Annotated in this window: 20 protein-coding genes and 1 pseudogene; 17 read left to right on the top strand and 4 right to left on the bottom strand. The window is 65.3% G+C overall.

Going from position 1 to position 15988, the window contains the following annotated elements; genetic code table 11:
- The first annotated feature begins 21 nt into the window (after positions 1-21).
- From ABIC28_RS15000 to ABIC28_RS14950, 11 genes and pseudogenes are all read left to right on the top strand, one after another.
- Positions 22-921, top strand: coding sequence for a tyrosine-type recombinase/integrase (locus ABIC28_RS15000; RefSeq protein ID WP_354579572.1), 900 nt, complete (start codon positions 22-24; stop codon positions 919-921).
- A 422-nt stretch (positions 922-1343) separates the two neighbouring features.
- Positions 1344-1652, top strand: a complete 309-nt coding sequence (locus ABIC28_RS14995; RefSeq protein ID WP_354579570.1) for a hypothetical protein — start codon at positions 1344-1346, stop codon at positions 1650-1652.
- Positions 1649-1858, top strand: coding sequence for a hypothetical protein (locus ABIC28_RS14990; protein WP_354579568.1), 210 nt, complete (start codon positions 1649-1651; stop codon positions 1856-1858). The genes ABIC28_RS14995 and ABIC28_RS14990 overlap by 4 nt, the downstream gene beginning before the upstream one ends.
- Positions 1852-3069 (top strand): AAA family ATPase, encoded by a 1218-nt coding sequence (locus ABIC28_RS14985; protein ID WP_354579566.1) that lies wholly within the window; start codon positions 1852-1854, stop codon positions 3067-3069. The genes ABIC28_RS14990 and ABIC28_RS14985 overlap by 7 nt, the downstream gene beginning before the upstream one ends.
- A 125-nt stretch (positions 3070-3194) precedes the next feature.
- Complete coding sequence (locus tag ABIC28_RS14980; protein WP_354579564.1) at positions 3195-3557, top strand: hypothetical protein; 363 nt, start codon at positions 3195-3197, stop codon at positions 3555-3557.
- The gene (locus ABIC28_RS14975; RefSeq protein WP_354579562.1) at positions 3554-4204 is read left to right on the top strand and encodes a hypothetical protein; all 651 of its coding nucleotides are present in this window, start codon (positions 3554-3556) and stop codon (positions 4202-4204) included. Before ABIC28_RS14980 ends, ABIC28_RS14975 begins: the two co-directional genes overlap by 4 nt.
- A 250-nt stretch (positions 4205-4454) precedes the next feature.
- Entirely contained in the window at positions 4455-4991 is a 537-nt protein-coding gene (locus ABIC28_RS14970) for an HK97 family phage prohead protease (protein WP_354579560.1), read from the top strand.
- 13 nt (positions 4992-5004) lie between these two features.
- Positions 5005-6267 (top strand): phage major capsid protein, encoded by a 1263-nt coding sequence (locus tag ABIC28_RS14965; protein ID WP_354579558.1) that lies wholly within the window; start codon positions 5005-5007, stop codon positions 6265-6267.
- The gene (locus tag ABIC28_RS14960) at positions 6267-6413 is read left to right on the top strand and encodes a hypothetical protein (protein ID WP_354579556.1); all 147 of its coding nucleotides are present in this window, start codon (positions 6267-6269) and stop codon (positions 6411-6413) included. The genes ABIC28_RS14965 and ABIC28_RS14960 overlap by 1 nt, the downstream gene beginning before the upstream one ends.
- Positions 6414-6652: 239 nt before the next feature.
- Entirely contained in the window at positions 6653-6814 is a 162-nt protein-coding gene (locus ABIC28_RS14955; protein WP_354579554.1) for a hypothetical protein, read from the top strand.
- A 172-nt stretch (positions 6815-6986) separates the two neighbouring features.
- Positions 6987-7130 (top strand): annotated as a pseudogene (locus ABIC28_RS14950) (hypothetical protein); the annotation flags it as partial.
- Between the two features lie 723 nt (positions 7131-7853).
- Here ABIC28_RS14950 and ABIC28_RS14945 read toward each other — a convergent pair.
- Together ABIC28_RS14945 and ABIC28_RS14940 are read right to left on the bottom strand one after the other, a co-directional pair.
- Positions 7854-8333, bottom strand: coding sequence for a hypothetical protein (locus ABIC28_RS14945; protein WP_354579552.1), 480 nt, complete (start codon positions 8331-8333; stop codon positions 7854-7856).
- Positions 8334-8385: 52 nt separating this feature from the next.
- Entirely contained in the window at positions 8386-8769 is a 384-nt protein-coding gene (locus ABIC28_RS14940) for a hypothetical protein (RefSeq protein ID WP_354579551.1), read from the bottom strand.
- 407 nt (positions 8770-9176) lie between these two features.
- On the opposite strand from ABIC28_RS14940, the gene ABIC28_RS14935 reads away from it, so the two are divergent.
- Complete coding sequence (locus ABIC28_RS14935) at positions 9177-9308, top strand: hypothetical protein (RefSeq protein ID WP_354579549.1); 132 nt, start codon at positions 9177-9179, stop codon at positions 9306-9308.
- Between the two features lie 75 nt (positions 9309-9383).
- On the opposite strand, the gene ABIC28_RS14930 is transcribed toward ABIC28_RS14935, so the two are convergent.
- Entirely contained in the window at positions 9384-9533 is a 150-nt protein-coding gene (locus ABIC28_RS14930; protein ID WP_354579547.1) for a hypothetical protein, read from the bottom strand.
- A gap of 228 nt (positions 9534-9761) precedes the next feature.
- Between ABIC28_RS14930 and ABIC28_RS14925 the strand changes: the two genes are divergently transcribed.
- The 4 genes from ABIC28_RS14925 (at position 9762) to ABIC28_RS14910 (ending at position 13477) form a co-directional block, all read left to right on the top strand.
- Positions 9762-10022 carry a hypothetical protein gene (locus ABIC28_RS14925; protein ID WP_354579545.1) on the top strand — a complete coding sequence of 87 codons (261 nt, stop codon included), beginning with the start codon at positions 9762-9764 and terminating at the stop codon, positions 10020-10022.
- A gap of 494 nt (positions 10023-10516) precedes the next feature.
- Positions 10517-11104, top strand: a complete 588-nt coding sequence (locus ABIC28_RS14920) for an HdeD family acid-resistance protein (protein ID WP_077040151.1) — start codon at positions 10517-10519, stop codon at positions 11102-11104.
- A gap of 5 nt (positions 11105-11109) precedes the next feature.
- Positions 11110-12321, top strand: a complete 1212-nt coding sequence (locus ABIC28_RS14915; protein WP_209928144.1) for a serine hydrolase domain-containing protein — start codon at positions 11110-11112, stop codon at positions 12319-12321.
- Positions 12322-12538: 217 nt separating this feature from the next.
- Complete coding sequence (locus ABIC28_RS14910; protein WP_354579543.1) at positions 12539-13477, top strand: L,D-transpeptidase; 939 nt, start codon at positions 12539-12541, stop codon at positions 13475-13477.
- Positions 13478-13549: 72 nt separating this feature from the next.
- On the opposite strand, the gene ABIC28_RS14905 is transcribed toward ABIC28_RS14910, so the two are convergent.
- Entirely contained in the window at positions 13550-14128 is a 579-nt protein-coding gene (locus tag ABIC28_RS14905) for a TetR/AcrR family transcriptional regulator (RefSeq protein WP_354579541.1), read from the bottom strand.
- A 79-nt stretch (positions 14129-14207) separates the two neighbouring features.
- Between ABIC28_RS14905 and ABIC28_RS14900 the strand changes: the two genes are divergently transcribed.
- Entirely contained in the window at positions 14208-15971 is a 1764-nt protein-coding gene (locus tag ABIC28_RS14900) for an ABC transporter ATP-binding protein (RefSeq protein WP_097213793.1), read from the top strand.
- Positions 15972-15988 lie beyond the last annotated feature (17 nt).

Genomic DNA, 15988 nt, shown 5'->3' with positions numbered 1-15988 from the left:
CTCACCAGATAACCTGAAGGGGTGGGTGAGTCTCTCGTATCCCTCCAGCAGTCCTTCAACCGCTCCTTGCGTGTGGAGGGCAAGGCCCCGCGCACGATCGAGCTATATGGCATGAGTGTGGAGTTCCTGGCCGCCTGGCTGACCTCGCAGGGCAAGCCCGCAGACGTCGACAGCCTGACCCGAGATAGCGTGCTCGGGTGGCTCGACCACCTGCGCGCCAAGGGCCTGGCCGACGGCACGGTCAGAACGAGGTGGCGCGGGCTGCGGCGCTTCACCGGCTGGTGCCTTGCCGAGGAGATCATCGACGCCGACCCGCTGGCGGGAATCACGGTCAAGAACCCCGCGCCGCCCTCGGTGCCCGTCCTGACCGACGAGGATCTGAGGAAGTTGATCGCCACGTGCAAGCCCAAGTCATTCCAGAACCGCCGTGACGAGGCGCTGATCCGGCTGCTGCTCGACTGCGGGCTCCGGGTATCGGAGCTGACAGGGATCACCCTCGACAAGCTCGACCTCAATGCCGCGACCGTACTGGTCGAAGGGAAAGGCTCGAAGATCCGGGCCGCCTACTTTGGCGACAAGACCGGGGAGGCCCTCGACCGCTACCTGCGCGAGCGGGCCAAGCATCGCCACGCCCAGGCGGCGGGCCTATTCCTCGGTGAGCGGGGAGCGCTCACACCGGACGGTGTGCGCGAGGTACTCAAGGTCCGGGCAGCGGCCGCAGGACTCGAAGGCAAGCTGAACCCACACCGGTTCCGTCACACCTTCGCGCACGACTTCTTGATGGCGGGCGGACAGGAGCGCGACCTCAAGCGCCTCGCGGGGTGGACCTCCGATGCGATGCTCGAACGGTACGGGGCAAGCGCTGCCGACGTCCGGGCGCGTGAGGCTGCGATCCGATTGAAGCGGGGGGACCGGATATGACCGATGACTTCCTGTTCGCGCCGATGCCGTGGCGGGTGCTGTCCCTCCGGTGCAGCCGGTGTCGTCGCGTGGCGGCGCACTTCATCGCAGACCCCGAACTGGTCACTGTCGACCAGATTGTGGCCGGTGGCCGGTGGTACACGGGGCGGGTCAGGAACCCGTGCAGGTGTGATCCGCCGCCCGCGTGGCCGGACCCGTCGACCTGCCGGGTCGAGATCGCCCGGGCTGTCCGGCAGGGGTTGGGGACCGTTGAAGACCGCGGCAAGTCGATCACTGTGCATCGTTGACGCCGGACAGCACTGACGCCTACACTGCTCGACAGCATTCTTCAAGCCTCCACGAAGCCGATTCTTCGGCGACGGGCTGCGCGCGGCAGCGAACCTCAGGGGTAAGGCGCTCTGAATCCCGAAAAGGATTCTGCCGTGTCCACCCCACAGTCCGAGCGCACCATGCGCGCACAGATCGCCGCCCACCAGTCTTGGGCCAACACCACCGATCGTTCCGCCCGCACCGCCAACGCCCGCAAAGCCATGCTCGACAAGTTCGAGCGCGAGGTGGACCCCGAGGGAGTCCTGACCCCCGCCGAGCGGGCCGTGCGCGCCGAACACGCCAGAAAGGCCTACTACACCCGGCTGGCGCTGAAGTCGGCGCAGTCCCGACGCAAGGCCGCTGAGGCATGGGCAGCGATCCCCGTCCTCGAATCTGCAGCCACCGAGGACGGCAACCGATGAACCACTTCAGGCAGACCAGCGCAACCCCCGAGCAGTTCACCGACGCCGCCGTCAACGGGTGTCCGGACTGCTACGCACGCACCACAATTCGTGTGATCGCATCCAAGATCCTGGCCGTCGAGGTCGAGCACGATCCGTCCTGCCCGTGGTATGCACAGCAGTACGGCAACCGTGCTCAGCGTCGCAGCAAGGGGCGCAAGTGCTGAGCGCGGAGCAGCAGGCACGAGCAGTCGAGATCCTGAACGAGGACTACGGTACCGATCCCGGCGTCGACGAGGCATTCCGGTTCGCCGAGGTCCTCAACGACCCGGAGAACAGGCCGATCGTCGGGCAGCTCAAAACGCTCCGCGCGCGCGACGTGTACGCGACGATCAAGAAGGACACGACCGAGGCCGCGCTTCCGATCACCGACCGGGTCCTCACCGTGGGCGACCTCGGCACCCTGCCTGCCGTGGAACCGCTCGTCGACGGAATCCTGTACCGCGACACGCTCGCCCAGGTGTCCGGCGAGGCCGGGTGCTACAAGTCCTTCCTCACCGTCGGGATGGTGTGCGCGCTGGCCACCGGGCAGACCTCGTTTGAGGGGTACCGGATACCCCGGCGGGCGAAGGTGCTGTACGTCGCCGCGGAGGGGGTCACCGGGCTGCTGGTGCGGATCATGGCGTGGTGCGAGCTGACCAACGTCGACCACGCACTGCTGGACGGCTGGCTGTACCTGCTGCCCGACCCGGTCCAGCTCGGGGATAGGGCCGCGATGGACCAACTCGTGGAATACGCCCGGGGTCTCGGGCTCGATCTGGTGGTGCTCGACACGCGAGCGCGGTGCACGGTGGGGATGGAGGAGAACAGCGCCACCGACCAGGGCCGTGCGATCCACGAGGCGGAACGGCTCCAGCGCGAGGCCCAGTGCGCCGTGCTGGCCGTCCACCACAGCAGCCGGGCCGGTACCGCCGGACGCGGATCCAACGCGTGGGACGGGGCCGTCTGGACGGATCTGAGGATGACCGGCGCGGACAACGTGGCGAAGCTCCACTGCGCCAAGCACAAGGATGTGCCCGCCGGATGCGATCACCTGTTCCGACTGGTCCCGCACACGGTGAAAGCCCAGCTCATGCCCGGTTTCTCGGAGGCTCAAAGGTCGACGCTCGTAATTTCCGGCGCATCGTCGGAAATTGGCCGATCTTCCGACCCCGGATCGGAAGAAATCGTGGCCGGAATCTGGCGGAAGTTCGCGCTCGTCGAAGCCCTGTCCACGGCCAAGGCGTACAAGCTTCACGAGGGTGAGGTCGAGGGCCGCAAGGTGTCTCAGACGACCTTCTACGCGATCACAACAAAGCTGGTCAGAGACGGTTTCCTGCAAAACATGGGCAGAGGATCAAGGTGCATCTACAAGGTGTCAGACAGCGCGCTGATGTAGCCCGTCCAGGGCACGAAGGCGAGATCGGAAATGTCCGGAATTACACCGGAAACGTCCAATTTCCGGAGGCTCTCTCTCCCTTAGGGAGAGCCGATCGGAAGAACTTCAGAAGAAGAGAGATCCAGATGACCGACCGACGAGGGTTCCTGTCGATGAGCAACGAGGACTACCAGCAGGCGCTGAGGGCGCAGAAGGAAACCGATCGACTCGCGCGCAGCGGACACCAGCGGGCCGAGCGGCACACGGCCGAACTCACCGAACTGGGCGGGCTAACCGAGCGTCCGTGGCCCGGCTCCGAACGGACCCACGTACCCGAGTGCTACTGGCCCGCGTACCTCGACGACCTCGACGCGATCTGCAGCGGAGGACAACCCACGAGGATGGCCGCTGAGCGCCACGGAGAGCGCCCAACGGCCGTACCCGCGCACAATCCGGTCGACCCGGCCGGCTCGGACCACCGAGGCCCGTTGAGCGGAGGTGCCCGATGACCGAACGGCTGAGCAGGTTCCTCGCCGGTCTCGGTCCGCTCGACCGACAGGTGATCGAGGTGGCCCGCGTCTACTTCGCCGACAACGCCCAGCTCGTGCGGGACTACGCCCGAGGCGCGCCCGACAAGCACGCGGAACTCCTGGACGGGCTCGGCAGGGTCCTCGGGCACCCGGACACCGACACCGACAAGGTCTTCGGCGAGCTGGTCACCGAGATTCCCTATGCACCGGAGAACATGCTCCAGTACATGTTGGAGACGCTCGACATGTGGCCCGGACTTCCGCCGCTGTTGCTCTCGAACGGCGGAGTCGACTACTACTGGCTGGACTTCGCGCGCGAGATCAAGGCCGTGCTGCTGGCCGAGTGCGTAGGCGCCGTAGACGCGCGGTGGCACGAGGTGTTCCACGGCAAGGTCGCAAAGGTGCAGCAACAAGCGTTGGCCGAGCTGGCTCGTCGCGACCCTGAGAAGCTGGCTCGCATCGCCGACCAGCCCTCCACGGTGCACCCCGAGGGCAAGCTGGTCCGGTTCACCAAGGGCGGTGAGGACATCGCGATCGTTCCGCACGGGTGGCTGTGCGATCCACTGGACTTCAGCTGGAACGGCGGCTGGATGGAGACACCAGACGATCCGGGCGGACTCGGCTGAGCAGCGCCCGGCGACGTGACACCAGGTACCGGTAAGGGGTAAAGTCGAGGGGCACTCGGTGGCCGGGTCTTCAGAAATGTTCAGCCCGGTCACCGACTGCCAACCAGATTCGCTCGGTAGACAGACGACCGCCGACGCCGTCGCAGGCACGACATCGGCACCGCCATCCCACCATGCGCAGTCGAGACACCGAAAACCGCTTCCCCGCACGCGGTTTCAGATACTCCTGCAACAAAGATGGTGAACACACATGGCACAGATCCTCACGCGCACAGCGGACCTCAGCGCAGGCACCGGCAGAGAGTTGTACGGCATCGCCGTGCCTTTCGGGCAGATAGCCGAAGTACGAGACGGATTCGGACAGAGCTACAGGGAGTCGTTCGCACCTGGCTCGATGACGAGGACCCTGCAAGAGCGCTCGGCGAAGCTTCGCCTCTATGTCGGCCACGATACGCGCAAGATGCCGGTGGCCGTCCTCAGCAATGCCGAGGAGCGCGCCGACGGACTCCACGTGAGCTTCGAGCTGGCCAAGACGGCTGCCGCCGACGAGGTGCTGGAGCTGGCCCGCGCTGGCGCAGTGGACTTCTCGGTCGGGTTCTCTCCGGTGCGGCAACGCAACGACAACGGCGTCACCGTCCGCACCGAGGTGATCCTCAGGGAGATCAGCGTCGTGGGCATGCCCGCGTACCCCGGAGCCACCGTGCAAGGCGTCCGCTCCGCACAAAACAATCCAACCCTCTCGGTCGCCGAGGCACGTAACCGCCTTGCGCTGATCGCGTTGTACTGACAAGGACATCCACATGATCAACAAGCAAGAGCAGGAGATGCACAACCGCATCGCTGCACTGAAGACCGAGGCCGAGGAGATGCTCAATCGCTCGGCGGGGGACTATCTCGACGCCGAGCAGCAGACCCGATTCGACGCGATCACCACAGAGATCACCGGTCTCGTCAAAGGGATCGAGAACCACAGGGAACTCATGGCTCTCGTGGAGCGTGGCAGCGTCGAGCGCAGCAGCTCGTTCAACGTCCCCGGCAAGGACACCCGACCGGCGCTAGCGGGCAAGGCGATCCTGACCAGAGACCAGTCGATGCAAGCGTGGTCCCGCGACAACGGGCACACCACCGACACGTCCAGCGACGACGGCGACTTCGGCCGCTACCTGCGGGGCGTGGTCACGGGCAAGTGGGACGGCTCCGAGTACGAGCGCTCGCTGTCGGAGGGCACGGGCTCGGCGGGCGGCTTCCTGGTGCCGACCCCGCTGAGCACCAAGGTGATCGACCTGGCGCGTAACCAGGCCGTCGTGTTCCGAGCCGGAGCGATCACCGTGCCGATGCAGAGCCAGACTCTGAAGATGCCACGGCTGATCGGCGAGAGCGCTCCCAGCTGGAGGAATGAGGGTGCGGCGCTGACCGCCAACGACCTCAGCTTCGACACGGTGACCTTCACCGCGAAGTCGCTCGACCGTCTCGTGATCATGTCCAACGAGCTGTTCCAGGATTCCGATCCCAGTGCCGCAGGCGTGATTTCAAATAGCTTCGCCCGGCAGATCGCCGTCGAGCTGGACCGGGCGGCCCTGCGAGGTAGCGGCACCTCCCCGGAACCGCGTGGCGTGCTCAACACCAGCGGCATCACGTCGACGAGCCACGGAGCCAACGGCACGGCCATCGCCAACTACGACTGGTTCCTGAACGCCGTCGGGGCCGTGAGGGGATTCAACTGGGAGCCGAACTCCCACATCGTGGCGCCGCGCATCGTCAACGAACTCGCCGTGCTGAAGGACTCGCAGCTGCGCTACTTGGAACCACCGGCTAGTCAGCTGCCGAGCCTCGTCAGCTCCCAGGTGCCGATCAACCTCACCGTGGGGACCTCGGGCAACACCAGCGAGATCTACACCGGACAGTGGGACCAGCTCGCTATCGGCATCCGCAGCGGCTTCACCATCCGGTTCCTCAGCGAGAGGTACGCGGACACCGGCTCCGTAGCGTTCATAGCCAACCTGCGGGCCGATGTACAGGTGCTGCAGCCCAAGGCGTTCGCCGTCGACCTGGGAGTCATCTGATGAGCGGCATCGAGGTCTTCAAGCTGGTCCGCGAGTACAACGCGGCAGCCGAGAAGATCGACGAACAGATCTTCGGTGACGCGCTCGACCCGAAGCTGCGCGAGGACATCCCGCTGGTCACCTGGCGGGCACTGCCGAACGCGTAGCAACACAGATCAACCGGGGGCACCGCGCGGCTCCCGGTATTGGTGGGAAGCGCTGGCTTTCGAGCACCTTTCACAGCGCGGGCCGGAGTGATTGGCGTCCAACCGGCCACCACCAAGGTTCCGGTTCGTCGCCGGAAATCGGGAAGCGGGACGGCGGACAAAGGGTTCGGTCCTCCTCGTGCCGGACCTGGTCCCGGTCCGCCGTTCCACCTCCACCCGACAACCGAAGAAGACCAACCATGCGATGCACGAGCGCACACCAGCCGCCGGGACTGTACGCATTGGAGGGCCAGCCGCGTATCCTGCAGTGCCGCAAAGAGATCGGACACGACGGGATGCACCTCGACTGGCTGGGTACTCTCCGCGCAGGCATCCTGCCCGAACGGTACTGCTGGCTGTAGAACCGAACGTGTGACGCAATACAACACGAACACGAAGGCAACCCATGCAAGGTGACCCACGACAGACACAGCAGTGGCGCAAGATCCACGTACGACAGACACAACCTCCCGTATGCCACATCTGCGGTGGCGCACCTTCACCACACCGACAGGATGAGCTACCACAGACCACGTCATCCGGGTAGCCAACGGCGGCAACCCTTTCGACCCGACCAACTGCGCTCCAGCCCACAGATCCTGCAACGCCAGCAAGGCAGCACGCGAGTCGTCGAGCCCGATCGCCCACAGCCGTGTCGTCAGGTCGCGTGACTGGTAATCGCCGTCCGAGATAAGAAGTGCTGGCTCAAAGGTTCGCCAGATGTGCCGACACCCACAAAAGCCGCGATCGTTTGGGCCTACGTGCACTGCAGCGAAAGTCAGGCTCATGTCAAAAGTGACATGACGGACAAGCAGTACCACCGCCCCGAGACGTTCAAGGACACGTTCGCGCCATTCTTTTTACCTGCGCCGAATCCATTCTTGGAGCGGACGCCGATGCCATTCTTTGGAGGGTAGTTCGGGCGCGGTGGAGGTCCCGGAGCGGGCATGGGGGGGGGTACTTCGAGCCCTTTTCCCGAAAACAGACCGACTTACCCGGTCGCGGTCGTTCCCCTCCCCGGTTGAGATTTTCCGATTGATCATGCCCCGAGGCTCGGCGACCCTGTTTGGAAGAGTTCCAGAAGAAGGGTCCTGACCTGCGGATTTAGGGAAAACTTTGGTACAAATCGGGTTGCCCCGCTAGCGGTAGAATGAAGCTGTCGGGGAGACAAGGAGGACCATCATGTGGGGATCTTTGGGATCGTTGGATTTCGGCCTGATGGCTAACGCAGCGATTCAGTTGTGGCACCTGTTCCTGCTGTCCATCGGTGCGGGGGTATTCATCTCTTGAATCGACCGCATTGAGGCGCGCGCCGGAGATTCGATCTAGCGCGCCGTGGGAAGCATGCGCGGCCGGGACTCCCCGCTGTCGCGTAGTGCACGGTTATATGTGGCTATCGCGTCAGTTCTTCCTCAGGTCGACGTTTGTTCGGTGTTCGCGAATCATTGTGCGACTCTTTTTTGGGTATTTGAGAAATGGCTTGTATCGATGCGCGTATCCAGAAATCGCTGTGCCACTTTTGATCCGGTCGTGTGCTTGTGGTGTGAACTTCCAGACCAAGCATCCATGTGCTTCGATCCGTACCGGTAATTCTGGCCCGTCGACTTCGACGCCGCGTTCTTTCTCGCGCTCGTGCGCTACGTCGATAGTGATGGAGTGGTCAGCGGTCCGGATTCCGACGTTTGCGATTGTCGTGGCTTCGGCTCCGCTGTTGATCACCACGAGCCGATAGGTGTCCTGGGGAGAGGTTGTCGGTGTCACAACGACGCTCTGATTCATTACCACTGAGACGCGCGGCCAGCGTATCCAGGTATTCACCACGTTGTACAGCAACGCGACGATCGAGATGATAAGGGCTGCACCGGCGGTCGTGAGGGTCATGCCTGGAACACTAGCGCCGCCTGACTTGTTAATGCCTGGTGGTCACGATCCCTCACGGATTCGGCGGCTCCGGTGGTGCTGTGATGTGCGCACGATGCTTGCGAAGCAATGTCTCGCGCCGTTGCCGCAAAAGCGTTAGATCGTCCTCCGCGTCAGACTCGACCTGTTGCTTCGCTCGGCGCTGTTTGAGCGCGACCGCAACCCGGATCGGCGCCGTTCGCTCCCTGAGGTCATGGGCTCGTTCGGCGGCGGTATCGTCGTGCAGCAGGGAGGCGGCGGCACGGTCAAGGTCGATCAACGCCTGTTCGTATGCGAGGCGCAGTACTGACTGTTCGTCGCGGTACCGCGCCATACCACCCTCAATCAGCTGGAGTGGGAGCCGCAAAAAGATCCGGTACTCGAACCTCGCAAAAGCCTCCGCAGTGCCATTGGCCATCTCCCGAGCTTAACGTGAATGCTGTGGATAGCGCCGTGAGAAATTGGTCGATCGACCGCAACAACCACAAAACGTGGCTGCACAGACCGGCACACGGCGGACCTACTCTTGTGGGCGATCGCGCACAAATTTTTGCCGCCAATTTGGACCTTGACTTGGTAGTCAAACATGGTGAATAACAATAGGATTGGCTCTTTCGTTGAATGCCCGATTGGCGGAGAATGGAGCGTGAAGGAGGCTGAAATGTGTGCCCCGATGACAGCAGAACATCGTCGAGGCCGTCGGCCGCCTGGAACACTACGCTCCGAAAAAGCGCGAGGGCGGAGCGCGCAGCCGTCCAAGCGCCCCTCTGCTGTGTCCCGTGGTCAATCTGGCGGACAACCTATCGCGAGGGAGGCGACACCCCGATGAACGCCGACGAGATTCGGGCGATCCACGAGTATGTGGAGCGGTACTACCGAGACGTACTTGGCCCACCGCCCGATCACATCATCAACCAACTCGCGGCCCGCTACCGGACCCAGGATTGGCCCGGCTGAGCCGTGAGCACGCATCGGAATGCGGTCACCGCCGGAATCGCTACGAGGTCGGCAGTGCGGACGACCCACCTGGACTTACTGTCCGTCGATCGCCTCGGAGATCACGAGGTCCGGCACCCCGGCGCACTGCGCGACGAGAAGTGCGTTCATTAGTTCGCTGGAGAGTTGCCGGTACGTTTGCGGCCATTCGGACACCTCGTCGCTGAGGTTCGGTTCTTTGCGCATGGGCCGGTGGCGGTCAGCGCGCACAAACTCGCGAATCGGTCCGAGGGCATCGCGTAGGCGGTCTAGGGCAACCTGTTGGATTGGTGTCAGCATAGAAACATCACCTCCGATGTATGTATCGGTGGGGCTGCGACGTATGTGACGGGCTGGCGGGCGAACAACCGGCCGACCTTTGCGGGGGCCTGGGCAAGTAGTGTGGAGTGGTCTACGTCACAAAGGGGGTGCGTTATGGAGGAAGCGCTGTGGGGCTATATCCCGGAGCAGCTCGAACCCCGTCGGTTCCGAATCCGTCGTGCCAACGACGAAGTCATCGAGGCGATGGCAATAGGGAGATGGGACAGGCTGGAGACGCGGCGCGGGCCCAGGCGGCTGGAGGGCCTCATCCTCCGGCTCCCGGACGGCAAGGAAATCGCGCTGATTGAGCTGCTCCGCAGTTGGGGTGACGAACCGGTCGAATTTCTCGATGCCGGACCCTGGCTCGAACACTGACGGGACTTCTTTGGGGATCGAAACCCCGGATTGAGGCTTCCGGAACACATGATTGTGCTGAATGGTGACTTCGGGATCGTCTTGGGTGTGCAGCTTGATCAAGCCGTGTGAGACGTAGTGCTCGCCGGAGATCTTCGTCGAGCAACCACCGTATAGGTGCTCGCACAGCACTTGGGATTCCTGAAGTCGGTCTCGCCGGTCGCCTGCGCAAGTCTTGTGGCGGTGGTCTACCTGCCGGGCGTTTCGCCCGATAACCTGCGGCACAACGCTTCTCGGCGTGCAGGGTTTCTCCTGGTCAGCACAGCGCTTAACGGGTAGGCACCCCGAAGATGCCGGGCGAACCGAAGCGGGTGCAGCCGAGCAAGGACAGGGACCGGAAATAGCGTCACGCCCGCGCCCCCGACGGATCCGGCGTGAATCGTCGAGAGACTTCGAGGTCGAGGTACTAGGCTCCGAATCAGCTGTTCAGGCACGCACGAGCATCGGAGGATGCGATGACGGAGAACCCTATCGTTGACAGCAACGAGGCAATGCTGCAGATCGGCAAGGACATCTGGTGGCTGCTGCTGATCCGCGGCATCTTCGCCGTCATCTTCGGCATCGTTGCGCTGGTCTGGCCTGGCGTCACCGTGTGGGCGATGGTGGTCGTCTTCGGCGTGTACGCGATCGTCGACGGCCTCGTCGAGGTGGTCCGGTCGATCCAGGCGCGCAAGATCGTCACCGGCTGGGTGTGGTGGCTGATCGGCGGCATCGTGTCCGTGCTCGCCGGCATCGTGGCCTTCGCGTGGCCTGAGGTCACCGTGCTCGTGGCCGTTTACGTGATCGGATTCTGGGCGATCCTGGTCGGCATCCTCGAGATCATGGGCTCGTTCAAGGTGAAATCCGTCGGCGGACAGTGGGTGTGGCTCCTGATTGCCGGCATCCTCGCGGTCCTGTTCGGGTTGCTGCTGGTCATCTTCCCGGTCGAGGGCGTCAGTAGCCTCGTCTGGCTGGTCGGCTTCTTCGCCATCATCTTCGGAATCGTGTTCGTGGCCGGGGCATTCCAGCTCCGCTCCGCCGCCAAGCGTGCGGGAGTGGTCTGACCGGCATGAGTAGGCGTGGCGGTCGCTCCCGCCTGCCCGCGGGCGGCGGGAGCGCACCGACCGAGATGCACGTCGACGCACAATTCCTGCCGTTGGCCGATCGGTTCTTCGCGATGTACCGGCAGCCGAACAACGGCGGCGGAGCCCTGACCGCCTACGTGAACGGCGAACTGGTGCTCGACATCTGGGCGGGTTGGGCGGACCGCGACCGACGCTGGCGGCGCGACACCGTCGCGTTGTCCTTCTCCACTGGCAAGGGCGTGGCCAGCACGGTGCTGCACCGGCTGGCCGACCGCGGTGTCGTCGACTACGACGAACCGGTGGCGACCTACTGGCCGGAGTTCGCCTCGGCGGGCAAGGAGCGGATCACGATCCGGGACATGCTCACCCACCGGGCGGGCCTGCACCGGATCCGGGGGCTGGTGCCGGGCAAGACCGGGCTCCTCGACTACGACCGTGTGGTCGCCGCGCTCGCCGCGGCGCGGCCGGACCCGCGCCGGCTCAGCGGCCCCGGGTACCACGCGGTCACGTACGGGTGGATCGTCGCGGAGACGGTGGCGCGGGCGACCGGACGTGGCTTCACCGATGTGGTGCGTACCGAGATCGCGGAGCCGCTCGGCGTCGAGGAGTTCTGGTACCGGGTACCGCCCGAGCATCGGCACCGGATCGCGAAGCTGTTCCCGCACCTCAGCCCCGGCGCAGTGTCCTGGGGCATGGCCTCCTCGGTGATGACGCGGCTGCGCCCGTTCAACGGGCTCGCGGAGGCAGGCATGCCGGAGGGGTTCGATGAGCTGGTCCGCGACCCGATAGTGCACGACGCGGTGATGCCGGGCTGGAACGGCGTGTTCACCTCGCGTGCACTCGCGAAGATGTATGCGGCGATCGCGAACGACGGCGTCATCGACGGCAGGCGCTTCCTTTCCTCCGACACCATCGAGCGGATGGGCGAGGTGCAGACCTTCGGACGCGACTATGTCCTCGGCGCCCGGGTGAACTGGCGGCTCGGCTATCACCCGGTGTTCATCGCGAACCGGTCCCAGCCCAGGGCCGCGTTCGGCCATTACGGGGTCGGCGGGTCGGGGGCGTACGCGGACCCGGAGACCGGCCTCGCCCTCGGTTTCGTCACCAATCGGATGGGCAACGCGCTGACCGCGCTTGGCGACCTGCGCTTGGCCCGGCTCGGCGCGGTGGCGCAGAAAACGGTGCGTGGGCGCTAGTGCCATGACTGGCCGCGGGCGACGGTGATCCGGCGGCTGAGAGGCGGATCACCTACCGGGGTCGCCACCCGCGCGACCTGGGCCGGAGCCGTTCGACCAGGCCGTCTGGGCGGAGTGGCTCCTGGCCAATGGCGAAGCTGTTGTGTCTACTGGAATCGGCGACGCCTGCGAACGCGGGATCAGCCGAGCTCTTCTGCAGTCGGATGATGGGACGTGAATGCGCAAGATCGAGACCGGGACCACAAGTCGTCGGCGCTGGACGAATCGGGTCGCGACGGCCCTGATCGGTGCCGCGGTAGCAGGCACGGCGCTGGTCGTCCCCGCGCAGGCGGTACCGCTGTTTCCCGGTGGTCCCGACATCCCTCTGCCCACCCTGCCGACCCTGCCCGGACTGCCTGCACCCGCGGCGCCCCTCGCGCCGCTGCCTCCGGTGGAGCCGCAGGTCGGGCCCGCCAACTTCTCCGCGCCCAGCCTCAACCCGTCCGAGGGTGAGGTGGTCGGCGTCGCGCAGCCCATCATCATCCGGTTCGACGAGGCCATCGACGACCGCGCCACCGCGGAGCGGGCCATCAAGATCAGCAGCAGCCCGAAGGTCGACGGCTCCTTCTACTGGATCAACGACAGCCAGGTGCGCTGGCGGCCGGCCGAGTTCTGGCCGGCAGGTACCGACGTCGTGGTCGAGGCGGGCGGAGCGCGCTCGGCCTTCCACATCGGCGACGCGCTGGTGGCCACCGCCGACGACAACACCAAGCAGATCACCGTCACCCGCAACGGCGAGGTGGTCAAGACCATGCCGACCTCGATGGGCAAGACCGGCCACGAGACCCCGAACGGCACCTATATCGTCGGCGAGCAGCTTCGTGACATGTACATGGACTCGTCGACCTACGGTGTCCCGATCGACGCGCCGGAGGGCTACCGCACCTACGTCGAGTACGCGACCCGCATCTCCAACAGCGGCATCTTCGTGCATGCGGCGCCGTGGTCGGTGAACCAGCAGGGCAGCAGCAACACGAGCCATGGCTGCCTGAACGTGAGCACCGAGGACGGCAAGTGGTTCTTCGAGAACGCGAAGAAGGGTGACCCGGTGATCGTGACGAACACCAGTGGCGGGACGCTCAACGGCTCCGACGGTCTGGGGGACTGGAACCGGTAGCGGAGTCTTCAGCGCGGGAGATGCGCGCACGATCACCCGGTGATCGTGCACGCATCGTTCGTATGGGGCGGGCTACAGATCGGGATTGGTGATACGGGCGACTGTCAGGTCGATGGACTCGATCGCGTCGGTACGCGAGTAGCCCTCCTTGTTGAAGCTCTCCCACCCGGTCAGCAGGCACCACCACAGCATCCGGCGGATCCACCGGACCTTGAGCTCCGACGAGAAGGTGCCGTCGGCCTGGCCGCGTTCGATCAGCGCGAGCAGTGGCGCGTCGACCGCGCCGAGTCCCTCCCAGAACGCCGAGTTCGACAATGCCTGCGGGTCGCCGAAGATGAGCGAGAGCAGGGGCCCGAGGTCGAAGCACTCGTGGCTCATCCGGCGCAGCGCCGCGTCCGCGGGGCCTTCGGTGGGCCGGGACCGTTCGAGTGCCGCGCCGAGCTTGTCGAGGGCGTCCTCGCCGAGGGCGCGGACCAGATCGATGCGCTCCGGGTAGTAACGGTGCAGGGTGCTGCGACCCACCTCCGCCTCCGCCGCGATCTCGCTGAGGGAGGCGGCCGCGTTCTTGCCGAGCACATCGACGGCCGCGTCGAGGATGGCGCGACGGGTGCGTGCTTTGGTGCCCGATTCGGGGACGGTCACGGTCGACATGTCCTCACGGTAGCAGTGGATTGTTCCCAAATGGAACTTTCATTGACAAAAATGGGACGTGAATGTTCCACTGGTGGACATGAGTGAGTCTCCGGCGTCTGTGAGCTGGCCGAACGTGCGCCTGTTGTGGTCCTTCATTCGACCGCACCGGAAGGTCCTCGGCCTGGGCTTGGTGCTGGGGATCATCGTCACAGCCTCGGGGCTGGCGACGCCGATGGTCATCAAGCAGATCCTGGACACGCTCAGCAGCAACGGCTCGATGCTCACGCCCGTTCTCACGCTCCTCGGCGTGCTCGTGCTCACCGGTGTCGTCGGGTACTTCCAGTGGATCCTGCTCGGCACACTGGCCGCGCGCGTGGTCTACGACGCGCGAGAATCCATCGTGCGCAGGTACTTCCGTTCCACGGTCGGCAGCCTGACGGCGCGGCCGTCGGGCGAACTGGTCACCCGGGTCACCTCGGACACCGTTCTGCTGCGTGAAGCGACCTCGTCCAGCCTGGTCGAGCTGTTCAACGGCGCAGTGAGCATCATCGGCACCCTCGTCCTGATGGCGATGCTCGACCTCGTCCTGTTCGGGGCGACCGTGGCCTCCCTCCTGGTCGTCGGTGCCCTCGCCCTCGTTCTCATGCCGCAGGTCGCGAAGTCGCAGGCGCGGGCGCAGGAATCGGTCGGGCGACTCGGCGGTGTGCTCGAGGGGGCGCTGCGCGCCATCCGGACGGTCAAGTCCAGCCGCGCGGAGGCCCGCGAGGCGGAGCGGATCATCATCGACGCGAAGGACTCACAGCTGCACAGCGTCAAGGCGGTTCGGGTCACCGCTCTCGTCTGGATCATCGCGGGTGGCGGTATGCAGCTCGCGATCATCGGGATCCTCGCCTTCGGTGCGTACCGGGTGAGCACGGGGGCGTTGGCGGTCTCCGCGCTGGTCGCGTTCCTGCTGTACGCCTTCCTGCTGACCGCCCCCGTGACCGCGATGGCGCAGAACGTCTCGCTCGTCCAGTCCGGGATCGCCGCGGCGAGCCGGATTCGCGAGGTGCAGGACATGGAGGTCGAGGAGCACGCGGCCGTCGAGGTCCAGCCGCTGCGACCGTCCCCCGACGTGCCGGTGCTCGAGCTGGTCGACGTCGTCGCCCGGTATGCCCCCGGTACCGAGCCGTCCGTGCGCGGGGTGAGCGCACAGATCCCGGCGCGCGGACACACCGCGATCGTCGGGCCGTCCGGGGCGGGCAAGACCACCCTGTTCTCGTTGTTGCTGCGGTTCCTCCACCCGGAGAGCGGTGAGATCCTGCTCGACGGCGTGCCCTACTCGGAACTGCCGTTCGACCAGGTTCGCTCCCGGCTGGCGTATGTGGAGCAGGAGACGCCCATCGTGCCGGGCACGATCCGGTCGAACCTGCTGTTCACCCACCCCGAGGCAACCGAGGAGGAGGTGTGGGACGCGCTGCGTGCGGTGCACCTCGACGAGACCGTGCGTGCGCTCGACGACGGACTCGACAGCGATCTGTCCTCCACCAACGTCTCCGGTGGGCAGCGGCAGCGAATCGCTCTGGCGCGGGCCATCGTTCGCCGCCCGGACGTGCTGCTCCTCGACGAGGCCACCGCGCAGGTGGACGGCCGGACCGAGGCCGCCATCCACGACATGATCCGGGAGCTGTCTCAGACGGGTTCCGTGGTGACCATCGCGCACCGGCTCTCGACCGTGATCGACGCCGACACCATCCTGGTGATGGAGCACGGCCGGGTACGGGCACGCGGTACCCACCTGGAGCTGATGGAGTCGGACCAGCTCTACCGGGAACTGGTCACCGCGTTGCGAATCGGGGTCGACCTCAAGGTCGCCGTGTAGGGCGGCGGTAGGCTCGG

This window comes from Rhodococcus sp. PvR044 (genome assembly GCF_040548995.1).
GTDB lineage: Bacteria > Actinomycetota > Actinomycetes > Mycobacteriales > Mycobacteriaceae > Rhodococcus_G > Rhodococcus_G oryzae.
The sequence above is the reverse complement of the archived record's forward strand: the minus strand, read 5'-3'. Positions and strand labels throughout refer to the sequence as shown.

Coding starts and splice junctions, on each gene's coding strand:
- ABIC28_RS14990 (WP_354579568.1), top strand. CDS start 1,649: ATGAACCACTTCAGGCAGACCAGCGCAACCCCCGAGCAGTTCACCGAC.
- ABIC28_RS14980 (WP_354579564.1), top strand. CDS start 3,195: ATGACCGACCGACGAGGGTTCCTGTCGATGAGCAACGAGGACTACCAG.
- ABIC28_RS14975 (WP_354579562.1), top strand. CDS start 3,554: ATGACCGAACGGCTGAGCAGGTTCCTCGCCGGTCTCGGTCCGCTCGAC.
- ABIC28_RS14970 (WP_354579560.1), top strand. CDS start 4,455: ATGGCACAGATCCTCACGCGCACAGCGGACCTCAGCGCAGGCACCGGC.
- ABIC28_RS14965 (WP_354579558.1), top strand. CDS start 5,005: ATGATCAACAAGCAAGAGCAGGAGATGCACAACCGCATCGCTGCACTG.
- ABIC28_RS14960 (WP_354579556.1), top strand. CDS start 6,267: ATGAGCGGCATCGAGGTCTTCAAGCTGGTCCGCGAGTACAACGCGGCA.
- ABIC28_RS14955 (WP_354579554.1), top strand. CDS start 6,653: ATGCGATGCACGAGCGCACACCAGCCGCCGGGACTGTACGCATTGGAG.
- ABIC28_RS14945 (WP_354579552.1), bottom strand. CDS start 8,333: ATGACCCTCACGACCGCCGGTGCAGCCCTTATCATCTCGATCGTCGCG.
- ABIC28_RS14940 (WP_354579551.1), bottom strand. CDS start 8,769: ATGGCCAATGGCACTGCGGAGGCTTTTGCGAGGTTCGAGTACCGGATC.
- ABIC28_RS14935 (WP_354579549.1), top strand. CDS start 9,177: ATGAACGCCGACGAGATTCGGGCGATCCACGAGTATGTGGAGCGGTAC.
- ABIC28_RS14930 (WP_354579547.1), bottom strand. CDS start 9,533: ATGCGCAAAGAACCGAACCTCAGCGACGAGGTGTCCGAATGGCCGCAA.
- ABIC28_RS14925 (WP_354579545.1), top strand. CDS start 9,762: ATGGAGGAAGCGCTGTGGGGCTATATCCCGGAGCAGCTCGAACCCCGT.
- ABIC28_RS14920 (WP_077040151.1), top strand. CDS start 10,517: ATGACGGAGAACCCTATCGTTGACAGCAACGAGGCAATGCTGCAGATC.
- ABIC28_RS14915 (WP_209928144.1), top strand. CDS start 11,110: ATGAGTAGGCGTGGCGGTCGCTCCCGCCTGCCCGCGGGCGGCGGGAGC.
- ABIC28_RS14910 (WP_354579543.1), top strand. CDS start 12,539: ATGCGCAAGATCGAGACCGGGACCACAAGTCGTCGGCGCTGGACGAAT.
- ABIC28_RS14905 (WP_354579541.1), bottom strand. CDS start 14,128: ATGTCGACCGTGACCGTCCCCGAATCGGGCACCAAAGCACGCACCCGT.
- ABIC28_RS14900 (WP_097213793.1), top strand. CDS start 14,208: ATGAGTGAGTCTCCGGCGTCTGTGAGCTGGCCGAACGTGCGCCTGTTG.